The following is a 16516-nucleotide window of genomic DNA, read 5'->3' on the forward strand; positions in this document are numbered from 1 at the left end:
TGCCGTCGAAGGACCCGCGTCCGGGTTCGGTTCATCGTTGAGAAACACCACACCCGTAATAGGAGCTGGGGTTACACCGGCGCACTGTAACCCGTCCGGCTATCGGTTGGTGACCATCGAATCTTCCTTGTGGAGTCATCGTGATATCTCCAGTCTCACGCCGCGGCCTGCTGATCGCCGGCGGCACCACCGCGGCGGCTGTCGCCGTCGGCGCCACCGGCACCAGCTTCGCGGCCACTCGGACGACCAGCCGCGTCCCGTCCCTCGAATTGGCCAGCGAGCTCCGGGCCGGCGCCGACGTCGTGGTCGCGTGGAACCAGACCATGCTCCGGATCGTCCGTACCGCGGGCCTCCAGCCGCCCACGATCCATCCGACCCGGAGCTTCGCGCTGCTGCACGCCGCGATCCACAACGCCGTGGTCGCCACGACCGGGCGGGGTACGCCGTACCTCTTCGCCGTACCCGCGGCTCCGGGCGCGTCGCCGACCGCCGCGGCTGCGCAGGCCGGGCGCGACGTGCTGGCCGCGCTCTACCCGTCGCAGACGGAGAGCCTGGATCAGCAGCTCGACGCGGAGCTGCTGACCGTGCGACACGGGCGGGAGGCCGGGATCAGTGCGGGACGGCTCACCGCTCGCCTGCTCCTCGAGCTGCGCAGCAACGACGGCTCGTCGGCAGTTCCGCCGACACTGGACCCGGGGACCGAGCCCGGGCAGTACCGACCAACGCCTCCGGCTTTCGCTCCGGCCGTGTTCACCCACTGGCGGGCGGTGACGCCGTTCCTGATCAAGCGCGCCGACCGCTTCCGGCCTCGCGCGTACCCGGACCTCCGCAGCCGCCCGTACGCCGCGGCGATCAACGAGGTGAAACGGCTCGGCCAGGACACCAGCATGGACCGCAACGACGACCAGACCGAGCAGGCCAAGTTCTGGGCCGCGCCGATCTGGAACTACTGGAATCAGATCACCCAGAACGTACTCCGGGCCGACGGCAACGATCTCGTCGGCGCCGCCCGCGTCTTCGCGCACCTCAACCTGGCGTTCGCCGACGCGGTCATCGCGTTCTACGCGGCGAAGTACCACTTCCGGATCTGGCGCCCGATCACGGCGATCCGGCTCGCCGACACCGACAACAACCCCGGCACCACCGCCGATCCCGACTGGAACAGCCTGGCCACCACCCCGGCCGACCCGTCGTACCCCGGCGCGCATAGCGTGATCTCCCAGACCGCGGCAACGCTGCTCGGTCAGGAGTTCGATCCGCGGCTGCGCCTGGCTGTCACGTCGGAGACGCTGCCGGGCGTCACGCGCAGGTTCCGGTCCCTGCAGGCGATCGCCGACGAGGCCGGCCTCAGCCGCATCTACGGCGGCATCCACACCAGACTCGACCACTACGCCGGCCAGGACCTCGGCCACGACCTGGCTCGCGCGGTGAGTCCTTTCCTGGCCCCCTGACGGCAACTAGCCCAGCTCAGCTAGCGCATTCCACGCAGGTGCGGGCCGTCGGCCTCGCTTGCAGCCGGGCCTCGGGGATCGGCTGCCCGCACACCTCACAGATCCCGTAGCTGCCGGCTGACAGGCGGTCGAGTGCGGCCTCGACCTCTGTCAGCTGGCCCTGGACCTGTTGGACGAGGGCCGCGACCTGGGAGCGCTCGAACGCGATGGTCGCGCCCTCGGGGTCGTGCTCGTCGTCCGCGTTGGCGTCGTACGCGGCCTCGACCACCTGCTCGAAGTCACCGGTCAGGCTGGCGAGGCGGCGGATCGCCTGCCGCCGCTCGGCCGCGAGCAGTTCGCGCGCGTTCTCCATTCCTCAATCCTGACGCACTGCCGGGAGTTAGGACACTTTCGCGGCGGCGTGCAGGGCGAGGCCGTCCTGGGCGGCGATGTCGGCGCGGAACCAGCCGTTCGCGTCGACGACGTACGCCGGGCCGCTGCAGTGACCCGGGGTGTAGTCGCCGTGGAAGATGTCGCAGTAGGTGCCCGCGGGCAGGTCGGTGTGGAAGCTTCGGCCGGTGAGGGCGGTGCTTTCGTCGTTGAGGACGAGGTAGCCCTTGGCGCCGCGGCCGAAGGCGATCGCGTCGTTGCCGTTGTCCCACCACTCGGTGACCGCGGTCCCGCGGACGGTGTTGTGGAAGCCGACCATGTTCGCGATCACGCGCCACGCGTGCTCGCAGCGCCAGCGGTTGGTGAAGCAGGTCGTGTCGACCGTCTGCCCGGTGCTCGTCGACGGCGGGCCTTCGTCGTTCGAGCTGTACTCGTAGCTCGACATCACCTTCGGCGTCCCGTACGTCCAGGCCAGCATGAACGCGTTCGCCATCGCGTAGCGGCCGTTGTCGCGGAACGTCAGTACGCCGCTCCCCCGCTGCGTGTCGTGGTTGTCGGTGAACACGACCGCTTTGTCCGACGCCAGTGGCGACGCGAAGGTCCGCAGGTACGCCAGCCGCTCGGTGTTGAAGATCTTCGCGAGGTCCTTCCCGTAGCGGAACTCGAGCACGTCGCCGTTGCCGACGTACTCGTCCGGGGTGATCGGCTCGCCGGCGCCGTAGATGACCTCCTGGTACAGGTACGCCGGCCGCGACAGCCGGGACTTGATCGCGGCGATGTCCTCGGCCGGCATGTGCTTGGAGGCGTCCAGCCGGAACCCGTCGACACCGATCGACAGCAGGTCGTTGAGGTACGCCGCGATCCGGTCACGCACGTACGTCGTCCCGGTCGCGAGGTCGGCCAGGTCGACGAGCTCGCAGTTCTGCACCTCGTACCGGTCGCCGTAGTTGACGATGTCGTCGTTCCCGTTCCGCCCACAGTGGTGGAAGTCCTGCGTCTGGTACGTGCCCGGGTAGTCGTAGTGGCTGTACGGCGACCCTGCGCTGCCGACCCCACCGGACGAGCCGCCGGTCATGTGGTTGATCACGGAGTCGACGTACACCTTGACCCCCGCGGCGTGACAACTGTTGACCATGGCAACGAACTCGGCGCGGGTGCCGCGACGAGTCTGATCCAGCTTGTAGCTCACCGGCTGGTAGTCCTGCCACCACGGAAACCCGGCCACCACCACATGCTCCTGAGGCGGCGAGACCTGCACAGCGCCATACCCCTTCGGCCCGAGCACCTGCCCACACTCCCGCCCCACCGACGTCCAGTTCCACTCGAACAACTGGACGATCACGTCCCGCGGCCCGGCAGGCGCCGCCCCGGCAACGGGACTCACCGCCATCATCGCCAGCACCAACGGCAGCACCAACAGTTTGCGCATCATCAGAACTCCCTCGGGGGCGCGGAGGAGCTCTCATCAAACCATTCAGCACCGACGATGCGAACCCCTACGGCAGCAGACGTAACACATAGCCCGCGACCGACTCGGGGCAGTCGTCGCGGCGGGCGAGGCGGAGAGCGACGTCGCTGCCGTTGGTGACGACGCCGGACAGGGCACACTCGGCAAGGGCTCGCTTGTTCGACTCGGCGGCCTCGGGCCAGGCAGCTTCGAACGTCGTCCAGGCCTCCGGATAGGTGCGGACGACGCTGGTCAACAGGTCGGCGAGGTTTCCGCTGGCGGCGGCGCCGATGGGGCCGGTATCGAGGTCCCGCAGCAGCGCAGCCGAGGTGGAGATGAGATCTGCGGCCGGCAGGACTGTCTTGGCGATGTCGGTCAGCGCGGAACAGGTCTGCGAGTAGTTCGCCGGCAGATTGCGCGCCGCTCGCTTGGCAGCAGGCAGCGTCGCGCGATGCAAGGCCCGGTGGTAGACATCCAGGATCTCCTCGACATCCGCAACTGTCGGCGCAGCGGAACGGTCGCTGACCGAACTGTGCGCAGCTTCGGCGAGCACGGCGAGCAGACTGCCCGCGACCTGCGGATCCTCGTCCCGATCCACCGCTCCGGTGAGCCGATCGCAGACAGCCTCCGTGTGTGCTCGGGCCCAGGCCGGCCCCGCCGCATCGATGCGGAGCCGCTTGGCAAGCCTGGGTACGGCGCCATCGTTCTGCACGCGCAGGAGCTTGACGAACCAGCCGAGCCCCGTCGCCTGCCAATCCTCCGGCGACCAGTCGTCCGCGCGATCGAGTACGGCGGTGACCGCGTAGCCCCTGGCCCGCAGCCGCGGCGCGTCGACGACCCGATCGATCCAGTCCCGCGCCGCAGACGACGTCGGTACCCAAGCAGCCTGCAGCCGTGTCTCGAAGTTCGCAGCAAGACCGCCACACGCGACCACGACGTCGCTGATGCGATCCGCGTGGTGTGCCAGGGAAGCCGGGTCCGCCGAGTAGAGCAGCGCGTCGATGACGCCCTCCGCGACCACCCTCCACTGGGCACGATCGGCCTCGGGCGTCGACCGAGCCGTCGCCGTCAGCGTGTCGAGCCGCTGGGCGAGTACGGCGTCGTCGCCGACGCTGAGCTTCACCGCCGTGGGCCAGGCCTTCCGCGGCTCGAGATGCGCCAGCTCGACCAGCCGCGCGGAAAGCTCCAGGCGTTGACTTCGCGTCAGAACGGGTTCGACGGCCCGGACGAGTTGGCTGGCCGATCCGACCGTGTCGCGAGTTGGCGTGATCCCCTCGAGGAGGGCCGCGGCGACCGTCGCCGGATGATCCGCGGCGATCAGTTGCGCCGCGTTCGTCAGCCGGCCACGGTCGAGCGGTCCGTCGGCCGGAGGTCGCAGTACCTCCTCGACGAGCTCGTGCACCGTCGTCTCGTCGGTCGCCATCGTGTGCACCAGGCGGACCTGGCAGCCTGACCAGCCAGTCGGGTACGGCGCGGTCAGTACCGCTCGCCACGTGTCCCAACCGCGGGCGGTCCGGATGGCCGGGTCCGCCCGCTGCCGAACCATGATGGCGACACACTCGTCGCGAACTCCGTCTGGCCGGGCGGCCTGTAACGCGAGATCGAGGAGCGCGGTGTCGAGCTCGGGCTGATCTGCTTCGTGGACGAGACGGATCAGGTAGGCCTGGCCGGCTTGCGGCAGCGCGAGGTAGGTGCCGACAGCAGTGCGGAGCAACGCGGTTCGATCCGCGCGCAGGCCGGGTGCGAAGACGCTTGTGAGCAGCTGGACTACTTCGTTCGCGGCGATGGTCAAAGCCGTAGTGCTGCGGGACGCGATCGTGGTCAAGGCGGTCCTCAGCAGCTGCGAGGCGTCGGCGCGGGCCCGGATCAGCGTGGCGAGTGAACGCCTGATCGGTGTCAGGCTCGCTGACGTGCCGGCCAGAAGCTTCAGCAGGACCTCTGCTGCGGTCTGCGCATGCGCCTCGGGGGCGTCGGCCAGTACGTCAGCCGCGGAGGCGAGCAGGGAGGCATGCTCTGCGAGCAGCTCGGCCAGCACGGCTTCACGGTCGAATCCGGCCGGAGCGGTCAGCGCCAGTCTGACGAGCAGCCGCACGCCCTCCACCGAAGTACGCGGTATCGCTGCGGAGATCTCGGTCAGACGGTCGGCGTTCAGCTCCTCGCTGAGCAGGTGGTTCGCCACGCCCCAGTAGCCCGATCGGCCAACGGCCAGGCCGTCGGCCAACCGCGACCAGTCAGCTTCACCGCCGAAGCCGGCCAGGCGTTTCGCGACCGAGAACTCTGCGAACGTCTGGTGAAAGAAGGAGACGCGGAGGCCGGTCTCCTTGACCACGCCCTCGCTCAGCAGCTCGAGCAGCTGATCCGCGTGAGCCGCGTCGGGTCTGGGGACGTCCTCGACGAATCGCGCCTGGCTCTCGCGCCAGACGCCCGCCGCGATCTCGAGCGCTGTGGCCTCCTTACGCCTCGATCCGGCGGTGACTCGGCCCTTGCGGTCACTGCGCACCCGCCGCTCCCAGTACTGCCGGTAGAGCTGGGTGACCGTCAGGTCGTCGGGCATCCGTCCGTCGGCGGCGTACAGCGCGCAAGCCATCGCCAGACGCAGCGGTACGCCGAGGACGTCGAGGGCACGTCGACGGTCGAGAACGAGACTCAAGCTGTCGAGGAACGCACCCCTGGCCACCGTGGGGATCCGTGTGTCAGCGGCGAACCGAGCGGCCAGAGCCAGCACCTCCGGTTTGCTGAGGGCGGGCAGCGGCCAGGTCTGGGGGCGCCAGGCCGGTGCGACGAGATCGGCCCACTCGCGCTCGCGGCAGGTGATGACGAGATCGGCGATCTCAGCGGTCGACTTCAGGACCGCGACGATGTCGTCGACCGTCTCGTCGCGAAGGAGCAGATCGATCGTGTCGATGATGACCAGCGGCCGCCGTCCGTACAGAGCGGCCAGGTCCCGCAGACCGACCTCCAGCCCGGACCCGAGCCTGCCAAGGGCGGCATCGATGCGCATGGCCGAGCTGAGGTCAGCCGAAGCAGGCAGGTGGCTGCAGAGAATGAGCAGCGTGGGTCGCTCGACGGCGTACTGGTCGTAGAGCTGGCCGGCCAGGACGCTCTTGCCCAGCCCACCTTCGCCGAGGACCACCAGCGGAAACGCGACGCGGTCCGCTTCACCGATGACAGCTGCCATTGCCGCGAGGCGATTCATCGGTGGCAGGATCTCGGGCCGAACCTCGTCCCGGGCCTCGGCGGCGGCCTGACTGACGCTGATCGCGACCGCGGCCGGGTTGAGCGCTTCGGATCCGCCCTGCTGTGCCGCCTCGAGCCTTTCGATACCTTCGCGTACCTGAGCGAGATCGGCGAAGATCTCGCGGTGCGCCGCGAGCGTCATCAGCTCGTGCCAGGCGCCGCGCTCGGCCGCGCGGACGAGCAACGAAACCGTGTGCGCGAACAGATCCTCGAAGTACGCGATGCCGGAATCGCTGCCGATGTCCTGCCTGCGCCGGGTCGCCCGCTCGGTCATCACCCGGCTCTTCAGCGACTCCGCACCCCGCGCCGCCGCCCGCGCAACGTCGAACTGCGGCACCCACCCGAAGACGTCGACCAGCGCCGCCTCGGCAGCACTCGCATCAGCCAGCCGGCCGTTGTTCTGGGCGCGCCGCTTCCTTTCGTCGAAGTACGCGACGGATTCCTGCACATAGTCCGGTACGTCGCGCTCCCGCCCGTTGACGCTCGCCGCATCGGCCAGCCCACCGAGCCCCACGACGTACAGAAGCCGGAGCACTCCCGGCCGATACTTCTCGACCGCCTTCCGCCCTGAGCCCTCAGCCATCGTTGGACGTTTGCGGCCGGGGGGTTTCGGCGATGCCGGTGAGGAGGACGTGGAAGGACCAGGTGAGGCGGGCTGGGCCGGGGCCGGAGAGGAGGTCGGGGCCGAGGGAGGCGATGTGGGGGTAGGTGTCGGCGGAGGCCTCGCGGAGAGCTTCGGCCAGGGCGGTTTCCTCGGCTGCTGACTCGGCTGAGCGGTGGCGGGTGCTTTGTTCGGCGGCGGTGGAGGTGGCGTGGTGGAGGAGGAGGTCTACTCCCCATGCGGCTTGGGGTGGGGGGACCTTGCCAATGGACAGGAGGGCGAGGATCGCTTCGGCGAGGGCCAGGTAGGCGGGACCTGAAGGTCTCGTGACCAGGACCGACTGGGCCAGGCCGGGCTGGTTGAAGAGGATGAGGGTGTAGGAGGTCAGGATCTCGATCACGCGGTCGCGCCAGCCGCCTTCCGCGTGCACCGGGCTCAGGTCTACCTGCTCGAGGAGCTGCTCGAGCATGGCGGCGTGGAGCTCGGCGGTGTTGCGGACGTAGACGTACAAGGACGCGGGTCCGGTGTCGAGCTCCTGGGCGAGGCGGCGCATGGTGACCTTCTCGAGGCCCTCCGCCTGCATGACCGCAACCGCCGCGGCGACGATGCCCTCGCGGGTGAGCGCGGGTTTGGCGGGTCGCTCGCGGCGGCTGACGACAGGTCGGGTCATACGGCGATCGTAACGAACATGTTCGGCGCTACGACGCGGCTCCGCGGACCGTTGCCTGCTGCTGGGCGGTCAGGGCCAGCCGCATGGTCTCGAAGGTGTGCTCCTGCGGCGCGGCCGTCGTCGTCCGCTCCTGGACGTCGCGGATCAGGTCGGCGTAGTACGACGTCGTCACGTCCGAGCAGTCGATGTACTGCGTGCCCTCCTGGTTCACCAGGAACAAGTGGTCGCCGCCGTCCCGTCCGGCGATGTCGACGTACTTGCGGAGCTCGATGTAGCCGTCCGTGCCGAGAATCATCAACCGGCCGTCACCCCAGGTCCCCAGCCCGGCCGGCGTGTACCAGTCGACCCTGATGTAGCCCTGCGCGTTCTCGCTGCGCAGCAGGATCTCGCCGAAGTCCTGCAGACCCGGCTCGTCCGGGTTGCCGAAGTTGCCGACTGTGCTCGTCACGACCTCCGCCGTCCGCGCGCCGGTCAGCCACAGGAACTGGTCGATCTGGTGCGACGCGATATCGGTGAGGATCCCGCCGTACCTGCTCTTGTCGTAGAACCAGTCCGGCCGGCCGGCGCCACCGCCGAGGTGCGCCCGATCGCCGATGCGGTGCGGCCCGAGGCCGAGCGTCTGGACCACGGTCCCGATCTTGCCCGCGCGGACCAGCTCGCCGGCCTTGATCACGCTCGGCACCTCGAACCGCTCGGAGAACGTCACCGACCAGAACCGTCCGCTCTGGCCGACCGCCTTCTCGATCTCCGCCAGCTGCTCGAGACTCACGCAGCCCGGCTTGTCGGTGACGACGTCCTTGCCGGCGTTGAGCGCGGCGACGGCGATCGGCCCGCGGCGGTCCGGTACGGCGGCGGTCACGATCAGGTCGATCCCGTCCTGCCCGATCAGCTCATCCGGACTCGCGGCCACCGGGACGTCGGGGTACTGCTCCCGGACCCGGGCCGCGATCGCCACCTCCGGCTCGTCGGTCGCCATCCCGGCGAACTCGGCGCCGGCCGCGACCAGGCCCGCGATCTGACCGAAGATGTGTGCGTGATCAAGCCCGACGGCCGCGAACCTGACAGCGTGCGTGGAAGTCACCCGTACTCCTCCGACTCGGCAACGCTTCGACTCCCCTCACCCTATGCAGGTTGGCAAGCGCTTGCCAACCTGCTGCGAGTCGCCGGGCGCCGCCGGGCCGAACCCCGTGACGGTCAGTTGTAGAGGTAGTAGAGGTTGTTCCGGTCCCCGGTGCCGGCGTAGCTGTAGGTATTGGCGTTGGCGGTATTCATGATGTACGCATTGCCGGCGGTCTCGGTGAATTCGGCCAGCCCGAGGACGATGCCGGTAATTCTGGAGACGTGATTCGCCAGGTGCTGGTTCGAGGATTTACAGCTGGCGTAATAGTTGTTCATCTCGATGTAAACCTCGGTGGCCCAGATCTCCGGGGCACTTCCGGTGCGCTTGCCGCTCGCCTTGGAGCATCGGTTGTCGGCGGCGTTGTAGACCGAGTAGTGAATCGTCTGGTAGAGCGGAATGCTCGCCGGACAGTTCGCGCCCGGGCCGACGTAGGTCAGCACCGGATTGAGCGTGCCCGATTCGAAGGCGTTGCCGGCTGCCTCGATCGGCCACATGCTGCCGATGTTGTTGTCTTGACAGATCTGCTTGTTCTGGAACTTCCAGCCGGTGTAGTAGGTGGTCAGCACCTTGCCCGGCGCGGCCTTCTCGGCGACCTGGGTGTCCGCCTTGCCGTCGACCCGGGTGCTGATCCTCCCGTCGACGCTCAGCGAGATCTCGACGTTGTGCAGAGCCGGTCGTGGCGCCGGCTCCGGTGCCGCACTACTGGGCGCGGCCTGAAGTCCGGCCAACCCGGCCAGTGCTGTTGCGGCCAGCGCGGCGATCACATGGTGGCGCACGATGATTTCCCTCCCGAAGGCGATTCTGATCAGCTTGAAGATTCGTTTCTGGCCGCGGAGTAGTCAATCCGAAAGCCGCTTTCTGCAGGTTGTTGCAATATCCTTCGGGACGTTGCGGTAACTGATTTCACCGTCGCGGGATGATCCGGGCCGGGCGGCCGAGGTGTGTTCTCGGCGGGTTGGGGGAGGATCGCAGTACGGCGCCCTCACCGGCCCGCGTGATCCGCCCATCACCGGCAAGGAGTGACGTGAGAATTCCGATCCTGTCGCTGGTCGCCGCGGTCCTCGTGCCGCTGGCCGTCGTGCCGACTGCCGCCGGCACCTCGGCAACCTCCGCCGAGGCGTCCGAGAGCGTGAACCTGTCGCTGCTACCCGGCGCGGTCGCGTCCGCGAAGTCGCAGCGGATGACCGCGCCCGCCCTGACGTACGCGCCCGCCAATGCCATCGACGTGTTCGTCCACAACGGCTGGACCTCCAACTACGCGTCGGTCGGCGGTGGCTACGACCCGAGTCAGGACTGGTTCCAGGTGCGGCTTGCGACCCCGACGCCGGTGTACGAGGTGTTCAGCCGGTGGACCTCGCCGGCCAAGCCGACGGAGTACGACCTGCAGGTCTCGACCGACTGTGAGACCTGGTCGACGGTCAAGCACGTGGTGAATCCGGCCGACAAGGATTCCCAGGTGATCGACCAGCGGGACCCGGTCGCGTGTGTCCGGATGCAAGGGCTCACGACGACATCGACCGTTGGGTACACCCTCAACGAGTTCGAGCTCTGGTCCGGCCCGAAGCCGGCGGCGGTGGTCGGGCAGATCATCCCGGTCCCGGTGAAGCAGACACCCGGCAGCGGCCAGCCCTGGGAGCTCACCAGCACGTCCCGGATCGTCGTCTCCGATTCAGCCCTGACGGGCACAGCTGAGGTGATCGCCGGCTATTTGCGCCCGGCAACCGGTTTCGTCCTGCCGGTGGTGACAGGTACGGCGACAGCCGCCGACATCGCCCTGAGCACGGGAGCGGTTCCCGGCATCCCGGCAGACAAGACAGCCGAAGGCTACGCACTCACCGTCTCGGCCGCAGGCGTCAAGATCGTCGCCCCGCAGGCGCACGGCCTGTTCAACGGCGCCGAGAGCCTCCGGCAGCTGTTGCCAGCAGCAATCAACTCGACCGGCACCGGCGTCGGGCCGTGGAGCGTCCAGCCGATCTCCGTCCTCGACTACCCGCGCTACCCGCACCGCGGTCTGCAACTCGACCCGGCCCGCAACTTCCTCAGCGTCGCCGAGATCCGGTCCATGATCGACCAGCTCGCTGCGCTCAAAGGCGACCGCTTGCACCTGCACCTCAGCGACTCCCAGTCCTGGCGCCTGGAGATCAAGGATTACCCGGCCCTCGACGGCACCGGCTGCAACGGAACGGCCTGCATCGCCGGCTTCTACACGCAGGAGGACTTCAAGGGCCTGGTGAAGTACGCCGCTGACCGGTTCATCGAGATCGTGCCCGAACTGGAAGGCCCGGCCCACGCCACGGCCGCGGTCAGGTCCCTCGGCGGCGTCGCGGTGATGGGCTGCCAGGGCCAGACCCAGACGGACCGCTTCTGCACCAACCCGCTCGACCCGGCGAGCGGCCGCGCTCTCGACTTCTGGCGCGCCGCCATCGCCCAGCTCGCCGCGATCTCCCCGGCGCCGATCATCCACATCGGCGGCGACGAAGCTATCGGCATGCCGCACGAGGACTACAAGTGGTGGGTCGGCCAGATGGAGAGCATCGTCAACGCCAACGGCAAGCGGATGATGGGCTGGAACCCGGCGCTCGAGGGCTATGCACCGGGCTCGACCTCGATCAACCACTACTGGTCGGACTACACCGGCGGCGGCCCACCGCTGATCAAGCCCGAGTGGTTCAACCAGGGTCGCGCCGTCGTCACCACCCCGGAGTGGAACGCGTACCTCGACTTCGGGTACGACGGCTCTCCCGGCCGCACGCCGCGCACCGAGCTCGACAAGGCGTACGGGTGGGACCCGGAGTGGGTCTACGAGAAGTACCGCTCCGTCTGGGCGCAACCGGCGTACGGCGGCCCGAAAGCCGCGGACATCATCGGCATCGAGGCGCCGATCTGGGGCGAGCAGATGCGTGGACTGGCCGGCAACGAGTTCATGGTCTTCCCACGCCTGGCCGGGATCCTGGAGAAGGCGTGGTCCCCGAAGGTCCTGACCCAGGACTACGACGCGTACCGCGCACGGCTCGGCGTCGCCGGGGCGCGCTGGGCGTTCGCGAACGTGAACTACGGCTCGATCTCTCAGGGCGCCTGGACGCCGGAGGCGATGGGCACGATCGCGCGCTTCGGCGTCGACAGGACCCTCACGAACGCGCCGCTCGGACGGCTGGCCGCCGGCTCGCTTCCACCGGGCGAGTTCACCGCGACGATCGACTGGGGCGACGGATCCCCGGCCGAGGCCGCCACGATCGCGGCGCGCGACTACGTGACGAGCCAGCGCCAGGGCAGAAGCCTGATGACCGTCGGCGGGAGCCACACCTACCCGGTCGACGGCGTCTACCACGGGTCGGTCACCTACACCCGCCAAGGCCAGAGCTGGGTCGTGCCGTACGTCGCCACCGGCGTACCCGCCTGTACGACGATGCTGACCGGCACGCACCAGGGTCCGATGACCGTGTCCTCGGGCGTCGCGTGCCTCAACGGCGCGACGATCTCCGGACCTGTCACGGTATCGGCCGGTGCCGGGATCTACGCGTCCGGCTCAACCTTCCGCGGACCGGTGTCGGCATCCGGGGCAGGAACCCTCGTGTTGTGCGGCTCGATGGTGTCCGGCCCGGTGACGGTGACGGGCAAGACCCGCGTCTGGCTCGGCAACGCAAACGGTGCCTGCGCTGGTACGACAGTGAGCGGTCCGGTCTCGCTGCAGAACGACACGGGCTCGACAGTCGTCTCCGGCAACCGCATCAACGGACCGCTTTCCTGCGCAGGCAACTCCCCCACCCCCACCAACGCCGGCCGCCCCAACACAGTCTCCGGCCCCAAGTCCGGCCAGTGCACCGGCCTCTGACAACCATCACCTGAAACGACGGCCCTGCGCACGATACGCAGGGCCGTCGTCAACTCAATAGGCGCCGTGGAAGTACCACTGAAAGATGAAATACGGTGGTTCACCGAGCGGCACCGCGAAGCACGGGTGGCTGACACCGCCTTGGTTGTCCCAGCCGTACCGGATCTCTTCACATTTCGCCTGGGTCGGGTACGGCCCGAGCGTCACGTTGGTCTCGACACTCGCCGACGCCGTCGCCGGTACGGCAGCCGCGATCGCAACCCCCACGGCAGCCGCGACGACGGTTCCACGAACTCGCATAGGCATCTCGTTTCTCTGGAAGGAATGCCCAGATTTCTATCGAGGTGCCGTCCTCCTCTCAATCCATTCGACCCAGCTGCAGGTGCTGTGGCTAGGACGGATGAAGGCCGTTGAGTAGGGCGGTGAGGCCGGTGGTGAACTCGTGGTCTGGGCCTAGGGTGGCGACGGCTTCGGCGATCTGGGCGAGGTGGGCGGCTTCGGGTGACGGGTCGGGTGGCCAGAGGATGGCGCTGCCGTCGCGGGATGCTTGCTGCTCGAGGGTCGCGCCGATGGTGTAGCGGGACACTGCGATGAAGGCGAGGACCGCGTCCGTACCGCTGAAGCCGTGGCCTTCCAGGAACGTCACCTGAGCGATCGCATGGTCGAGCGCCGGGCCGCGCGGGCCGGCAGTGGCCAGCAGCCGGGCGCCGTCCCGTACGGCGAGCATCGCGCGGCGCAGACTGTGCGCATTGCGGTCGAGGAAGTCGCGCCAGCCCTCGCCCGGCTCCGGCAATCGTTCGGTGTGCCAACGATCGAGCACCTCGGCCGCCACCGCGGCGAGCACCTCCTGCTTGTCCCGGAAGTGGTGGTAGAGCGCCGGCTGCCGCACGCCCAGCCGCGCCGCGACGGCGTGCAGCGAGAGACCGTCCAGGCCGCGTTCGTCGAGTACCTCGATGGACGCGGCCACGATGGCCCGCCGATCCGTCCGACGCTGCTGAGGCACCCACGCACGGTACCGCCTGCACTGAAACTTATCGATGATAAGCTTCCGGCGACGTGACCGACAGTGTTCAAGGAGTGACACGGATGAGCGACAAGGACGTCTGGGCCGGCACCGTGGTCAAGAAGTCGCGGGGCCTGATGGACGGCTCGAACATGTACCGCCGGCTCAAGGTCGAGCTCGACGGCGGCAGCGTGGAGAAGGTCCGCGTCCCCCGGAACGTGTGGGACGAGGTGGCCGTCGGCGACCGCGTCGTCAAGGAAGCCGGCACCGACCCCCGCCGCGCCTGACACCAGGCAGGCACGCCGGGTCCGCGGCGTGTTCGGGCCGTGCCGGTCAGTACGGCCCGAACACCCCCACCGTGACGACGATCCAAGGTCCACCGCGCCCCACCCCCAGGCGTAAATAGTCCTGCTGTTCAGCTCGTCGGCTGATTGCGGGCTTCGATGGACTTGATGGTGCGGGTGAAGGCTTTGCCGAGGAAGGCTTTGCCGACGAGGCCCAGGGCTACTGCCAGTAGGCGGCCCTTGAGGTTCTTGCCGTCTCGGACTACGACGGCGTTGATCTGGGTGCGGCCGTCGGGCAGCTGGTTGAAGGTGTAGGTGTGGCCGGAGGCGCCGCCCCAGAGGTTGGAGTCGATGGTCGTGAGGACGACGCGTTCCGGGTCCGACCAGTCGTAGCTCAGGCGCTCCCAGATGCCGCTCGAGCCTTCGGTGACGTCGGCGTGACCGGGGCTCTGGGAGTGCACCGTGAGGTTGGCGTCGGTGCTGTTCGGGAAGAGGTCGGACCGGCCCGGTCCGAAGTCGGTGAGCCCGGCAATGAACTGCTCGGGCGTCGCGGTGGTCGTGGCAGTGAGATGAATCGTGGACATGATTGCTTTTCCGTTTCTTCAGGGGTTCAACTACCTCTACTGTCCGGCGCGCCTCCGCCGCTCACGCCAGTCGAACACCCTGGTCGTCACAGCAGAAGGGCCACCATGAACGCGATGCAGAAGTTCTCTCTCGAGGGCAAGGTCGCTCTCGTCACCGGCGGCAACCGTGGGCTCGGGCGCGCGATGGCCGAAGCCCTCGGCGACGCGGGGGCGGCCGTCGCCGTCAGCGCGCGGACACTCGCAGCGGCCGAGGCCGCCGCCAAGGAGCTGACCGAGCTCGGCATCCGCGCGTACGGCGTCCAGCTCGAGGTGTCGGACGTGGACGACGTCGAGCGCGCGGTCGAGCAGGTCAGCACCGAGTTCGGCGAGATCGACGTACTGCTGAACAACGCCGGAATCGGCGTCGCGGGCCGCGCGTTCGAGACGCCGGACACCGCCTGGCACGAGGTGTTCTCGGTCAACGTGGACGGCGTCTGGTACTGCAGCCGCGCGGTCGGACGCCGGATGGCCGAGCGCGGCGGCGGCACGATCGTCAACGTCGGGTCGATGTCGGCCGAGATCGTCAACCAGCCGCGGTGGCAGGCGTCATACCTATCGTCGAAGGCTGCCGTCCACCAGCTGACCAAGGCGCTGGCGGCCGAGTGGGCGCCGCACGGGATCCGCGTAAACGCGATGGCGCCGGGCTACTTCCTGACCGAGATGTCGCCGGTCGACCAGCCGGAGTTCAAGGAGTGGTGCGTGGATCCGGCCGCGATGAAGCGGTACGGACTGCCGCCGGAGCTCGGACCGGTCGCGATCTTCCTCGCCAGCGACGCGTCCAGCTTCATGACCGGCTCAATCGTCACCGTCGACGGCGGCTTCACCCTCTTCTGAGCCCCGCGCCCAACCCCGCCCTGAACCCTGCTCCGAAAGGTTGCTCATGGTAACGATCGGGATCGTCGGCGCCGGTCTCCGCGGCCGGCTGTTCGCCGAGGCGCTGCAGGGACAGCCGGACGTCGAGGTAGTCGGCTTCGCCGAGCCCTCGCCCAAGGTGGCCGACGACGCCCGAGACGCGACCGGTCTGCCCGTCACCGCATCACACACCGAGCTGCTCGAGGCCCACAACCCGGACGCGGTGATCGTGGCGACGCCAGACTTCGCGCACCGTGAGATCGCGGTCGACGTCGCCGACGCCGGCAAGCACCTGTTGATCGAGAAACCTGTCGCCACCACGCTCGACGACGCCGAAGCGATTGCCGCAGCGGTCCACCGAGCCAACGTGCGCTGCCTCGTCGGCTTCGAGAACCGGTGGAACCCGCACGTCGTCCAGGCCAAGGCCGCGATGGCCACCCTCGGCGAGCCGATCACCGCGTCGGCCACGCTGAGCAACTCGTACTTCGTCCCGACCACCATGCTCTCCTGGGCGGCGAAGTCGTCGCCGGCCTGGTTCCTGATGCCGCACACCGTCGACCTCATCCTCTGGCTGACCGGCACGAAGCCCGTCTCGGTCAGCGCGGTGGGATCGCGGGGCGTGCTCGCGAAACGCGGCATCGACACCTGGGACGTGGTCCATGCGCTGATCACCCTCGACGACGGATCGACCGCGTCGCTCTCCTCCGCCTGGACGCTGCCGGACGCCGGTGACGGCATCGTCGACTTCCGCTTCCAGGTGGTCGGCACCGAGGGTTCGGTGACCGCCGACCTGTCCCACCAAGGCCTGACCGTGGTGAGCGACAAGTTGCGCTCGGCGTGGCCGGTCGGCGGACGGATCGGCCGCTCCCAGGTCGGCCCGGCCGTCTGGATGGTCCAGGACTTCGCCGCCGGCCTCGTCGACGGCGGCGACCTTGGTCCGGACATCGATCACGGCGTACTGGTGACCCGAACCATCTGCGCGATCGAGGACGCGATCACCACCGGGCGGGCCGTGAGCTGCTGACGG

At 68.7% G+C, this 16516-nt stretch carries 14 protein-coding genes; 5 read left to right on the forward strand and 9 right to left on the reverse strand.

Going from position 1 to position 16516, the window contains the following annotated elements:
- Positions 1 to 140: 140 nt before the first annotated feature.
- Positions 141 to 1451 (forward strand): vanadium-dependent haloperoxidase, encoded by a 1311-nt coding sequence (locus AB0E69_RS08070; protein WP_360141519.1) that lies wholly within the window; start codon positions 141 to 143, stop codon positions 1449 to 1451.
- 16 nt (positions 1452 to 1467) lie between these two features.
- Here AB0E69_RS08070 and AB0E69_RS08075 read toward each other — a convergent pair whose 3' ends face one another.
- The 6 genes from AB0E69_RS08075 to AB0E69_RS08100 form a co-directional block, all read right to left on the reverse strand.
- Complete coding sequence (locus tag AB0E69_RS08075) at positions 1468 to 1803, reverse strand: TraR/DksA C4-type zinc finger protein (RefSeq protein ID WP_360141522.1); 336 nt, start codon at positions 1801 to 1803, stop codon at positions 1468 to 1470.
- Between the two features lie 27 nt (positions 1804 to 1830).
- Positions 1831 to 3252: an alpha-amylase family protein gene (locus AB0E69_RS08080; protein WP_360141525.1), complete on the reverse strand. Its 1422-nt coding sequence runs from the start codon at positions 3250 to 3252 to the stop codon at positions 1831 to 1833.
- A gap of 64 nt (positions 3253 to 3316) precedes the next feature.
- Positions 3317 to 7087 (reverse strand): hypothetical protein, encoded by a 3771-nt coding sequence (locus AB0E69_RS08085; protein ID WP_360141528.1) that lies wholly within the window; start codon positions 7085 to 7087, stop codon positions 3317 to 3319.
- Positions 7080 to 7775 carry a TetR/AcrR family transcriptional regulator gene (locus tag AB0E69_RS08090; RefSeq protein WP_360141531.1) on the reverse strand — a complete coding sequence of 232 codons (696 nt, stop codon included), beginning with the start codon at positions 7773 to 7775 and terminating at the stop codon, positions 7080 to 7082. The genes AB0E69_RS08085 and AB0E69_RS08090 overlap by 8 nt, the downstream gene beginning before the upstream one ends.
- Positions 7776 to 7803: 28 nt before the next feature.
- Positions 7804 to 8856 (reverse strand): Gfo/Idh/MocA family oxidoreductase, encoded by a 1053-nt coding sequence (locus AB0E69_RS08095; RefSeq protein ID WP_360141534.1) that lies wholly within the window; start codon positions 8854 to 8856, stop codon positions 7804 to 7806.
- Positions 8857 to 8969: 113 nt separating this feature from the next.
- Positions 8970 to 9659, reverse strand: coding sequence for a hypothetical protein (locus AB0E69_RS08100; protein WP_360141537.1), 690 nt, complete (start codon positions 9657 to 9659; stop codon positions 8970 to 8972).
- A 260-nt stretch (positions 9660 to 9919) separates the two neighbouring features.
- On the opposite strand from AB0E69_RS08100, the gene AB0E69_RS08105 reads away from it, so the two are divergent.
- Complete coding sequence (locus AB0E69_RS08105; protein ID WP_360141540.1) at positions 9920 to 12727, forward strand: family 20 glycosylhydrolase; 2808 nt, start codon at positions 9920 to 9922, stop codon at positions 12725 to 12727.
- Between the two features lie 54 nt (positions 12728 to 12781).
- Here AB0E69_RS08105 and AB0E69_RS08110 read toward each other — a convergent pair whose 3' ends face one another.
- Together AB0E69_RS08110 and AB0E69_RS08115 are read right to left on the reverse strand one after the other, a co-directional pair.
- Entirely contained in the window at positions 12782 to 13027 is a 246-nt protein-coding gene (locus tag AB0E69_RS08110) for a hypothetical protein (RefSeq protein ID WP_360141543.1), read from the reverse strand.
- 91 nt (positions 13028 to 13118) lie between these two features.
- Positions 13119 to 13730 (reverse strand): TetR/AcrR family transcriptional regulator C-terminal domain-containing protein, encoded by a 612-nt coding sequence (locus AB0E69_RS08115; protein WP_360141546.1) that lies wholly within the window; start codon positions 13728 to 13730, stop codon positions 13119 to 13121.
- Positions 13731 to 13813: 83 nt separating this feature from the next.
- Here AB0E69_RS08115 and AB0E69_RS08120 point away from each other — a divergent pair, with 83 nt between their 5' ends.
- A complete protein-coding gene (locus AB0E69_RS08120) occupies positions 13814 to 14017 on the forward strand; it encodes a hypothetical protein (protein WP_360141549.1) in 204 nt (67 codons plus the stop codon).
- Positions 14018 to 14145: 128 nt separating this feature from the next.
- Here the strand turns inward: AB0E69_RS08120 and AB0E69_RS08125 are convergent, their stop codons facing one another.
- A complete protein-coding gene (locus AB0E69_RS08125) occupies positions 14146 to 14598 on the reverse strand; it encodes a hypothetical protein (RefSeq protein WP_360141552.1) in 453 nt (150 codons plus the stop codon).
- A gap of 114 nt (positions 14599 to 14712) precedes the next feature.
- On the opposite strand from AB0E69_RS08125, the gene AB0E69_RS08130 reads away from it, so the two are divergent.
- On the forward strand, positions 14713 to 15471 hold the full coding sequence (locus AB0E69_RS08130) for an SDR family oxidoreductase (protein ID WP_360141555.1): 759 nt from the start codon (positions 14713 to 14715) through the stop codon (positions 15469 to 15471).
- A gap of 46 nt (positions 15472 to 15517) precedes the next feature.
- Complete coding sequence (locus tag AB0E69_RS08135) at positions 15518 to 16513, forward strand: Gfo/Idh/MocA family oxidoreductase (RefSeq protein ID WP_360141558.1); 996 nt, start codon at positions 15518 to 15520, stop codon at positions 16511 to 16513.
- Positions 16514 to 16516 lie beyond the last annotated feature (3 nt).

This window comes from Kribbella sp. NPDC026611 (assembly GCF_040638345.1).
In the GTDB taxonomy this organism is placed as follows: domain Bacteria; phylum Actinomycetota; class Actinomycetes; order Propionibacteriales; family Kribbellaceae; genus Kribbella.

What these genes read in the sequence shown, in the direction of transcription:
- AB0E69_RS08075 (WP_360141522.1), bottom strand. Translation starts at nt 1,803, where the DNA reads ATGGAGAACGCGCGCGAACTGCTCGCGGCCGAGCGGCGGCAGGCGATC.
- AB0E69_RS08080 (WP_360141525.1), bottom strand. Translation starts at nt 3,252, where the DNA reads ATGATGCGCAAACTGTTGGTGCTGCCGTTGGTGCTGGCGATGATGGCG.
- AB0E69_RS08085 (WP_360141528.1), bottom strand. Translation starts at nt 7,087, where the DNA reads ATGGCTGAGGGCTCAGGGCGGAAGGCGGTCGAGAAGTATCGGCCGGGA.
- AB0E69_RS08090 (WP_360141531.1), bottom strand. Translation starts at nt 7,775, where the DNA reads ATGACCCGACCTGTCGTCAGCCGCCGCGAGCGACCCGCCAAACCCGCG.
- AB0E69_RS08110 (WP_360141543.1), bottom strand. Translation starts at nt 13,027, where the DNA reads ATGCGAGTTCGTGGAACCGTCGTCGCGGCTGCCGTGGGGGTTGCGATC.
- AB0E69_RS08120 (WP_360141549.1), top strand. Translation starts at nt 13,814, where the DNA reads ATGAGCGACAAGGACGTCTGGGCCGGCACCGTGGTCAAGAAGTCGCGG.
- AB0E69_RS08125 (WP_360141552.1), bottom strand. Translation starts at nt 14,598, where the DNA reads ATGTCCACGATTCATCTCACTGCCACGACCACCGCGACGCCCGAGCAG.
- AB0E69_RS08130 (WP_360141555.1), top strand. Translation starts at nt 14,713, where the DNA reads ATGCAGAAGTTCTCTCTCGAGGGCAAGGTCGCTCTCGTCACCGGCGGC.
- AB0E69_RS08135 (WP_360141558.1), top strand. Translation starts at nt 15,518, where the DNA reads ATGGTAACGATCGGGATCGTCGGCGCCGGTCTCCGCGGCCGGCTGTTC.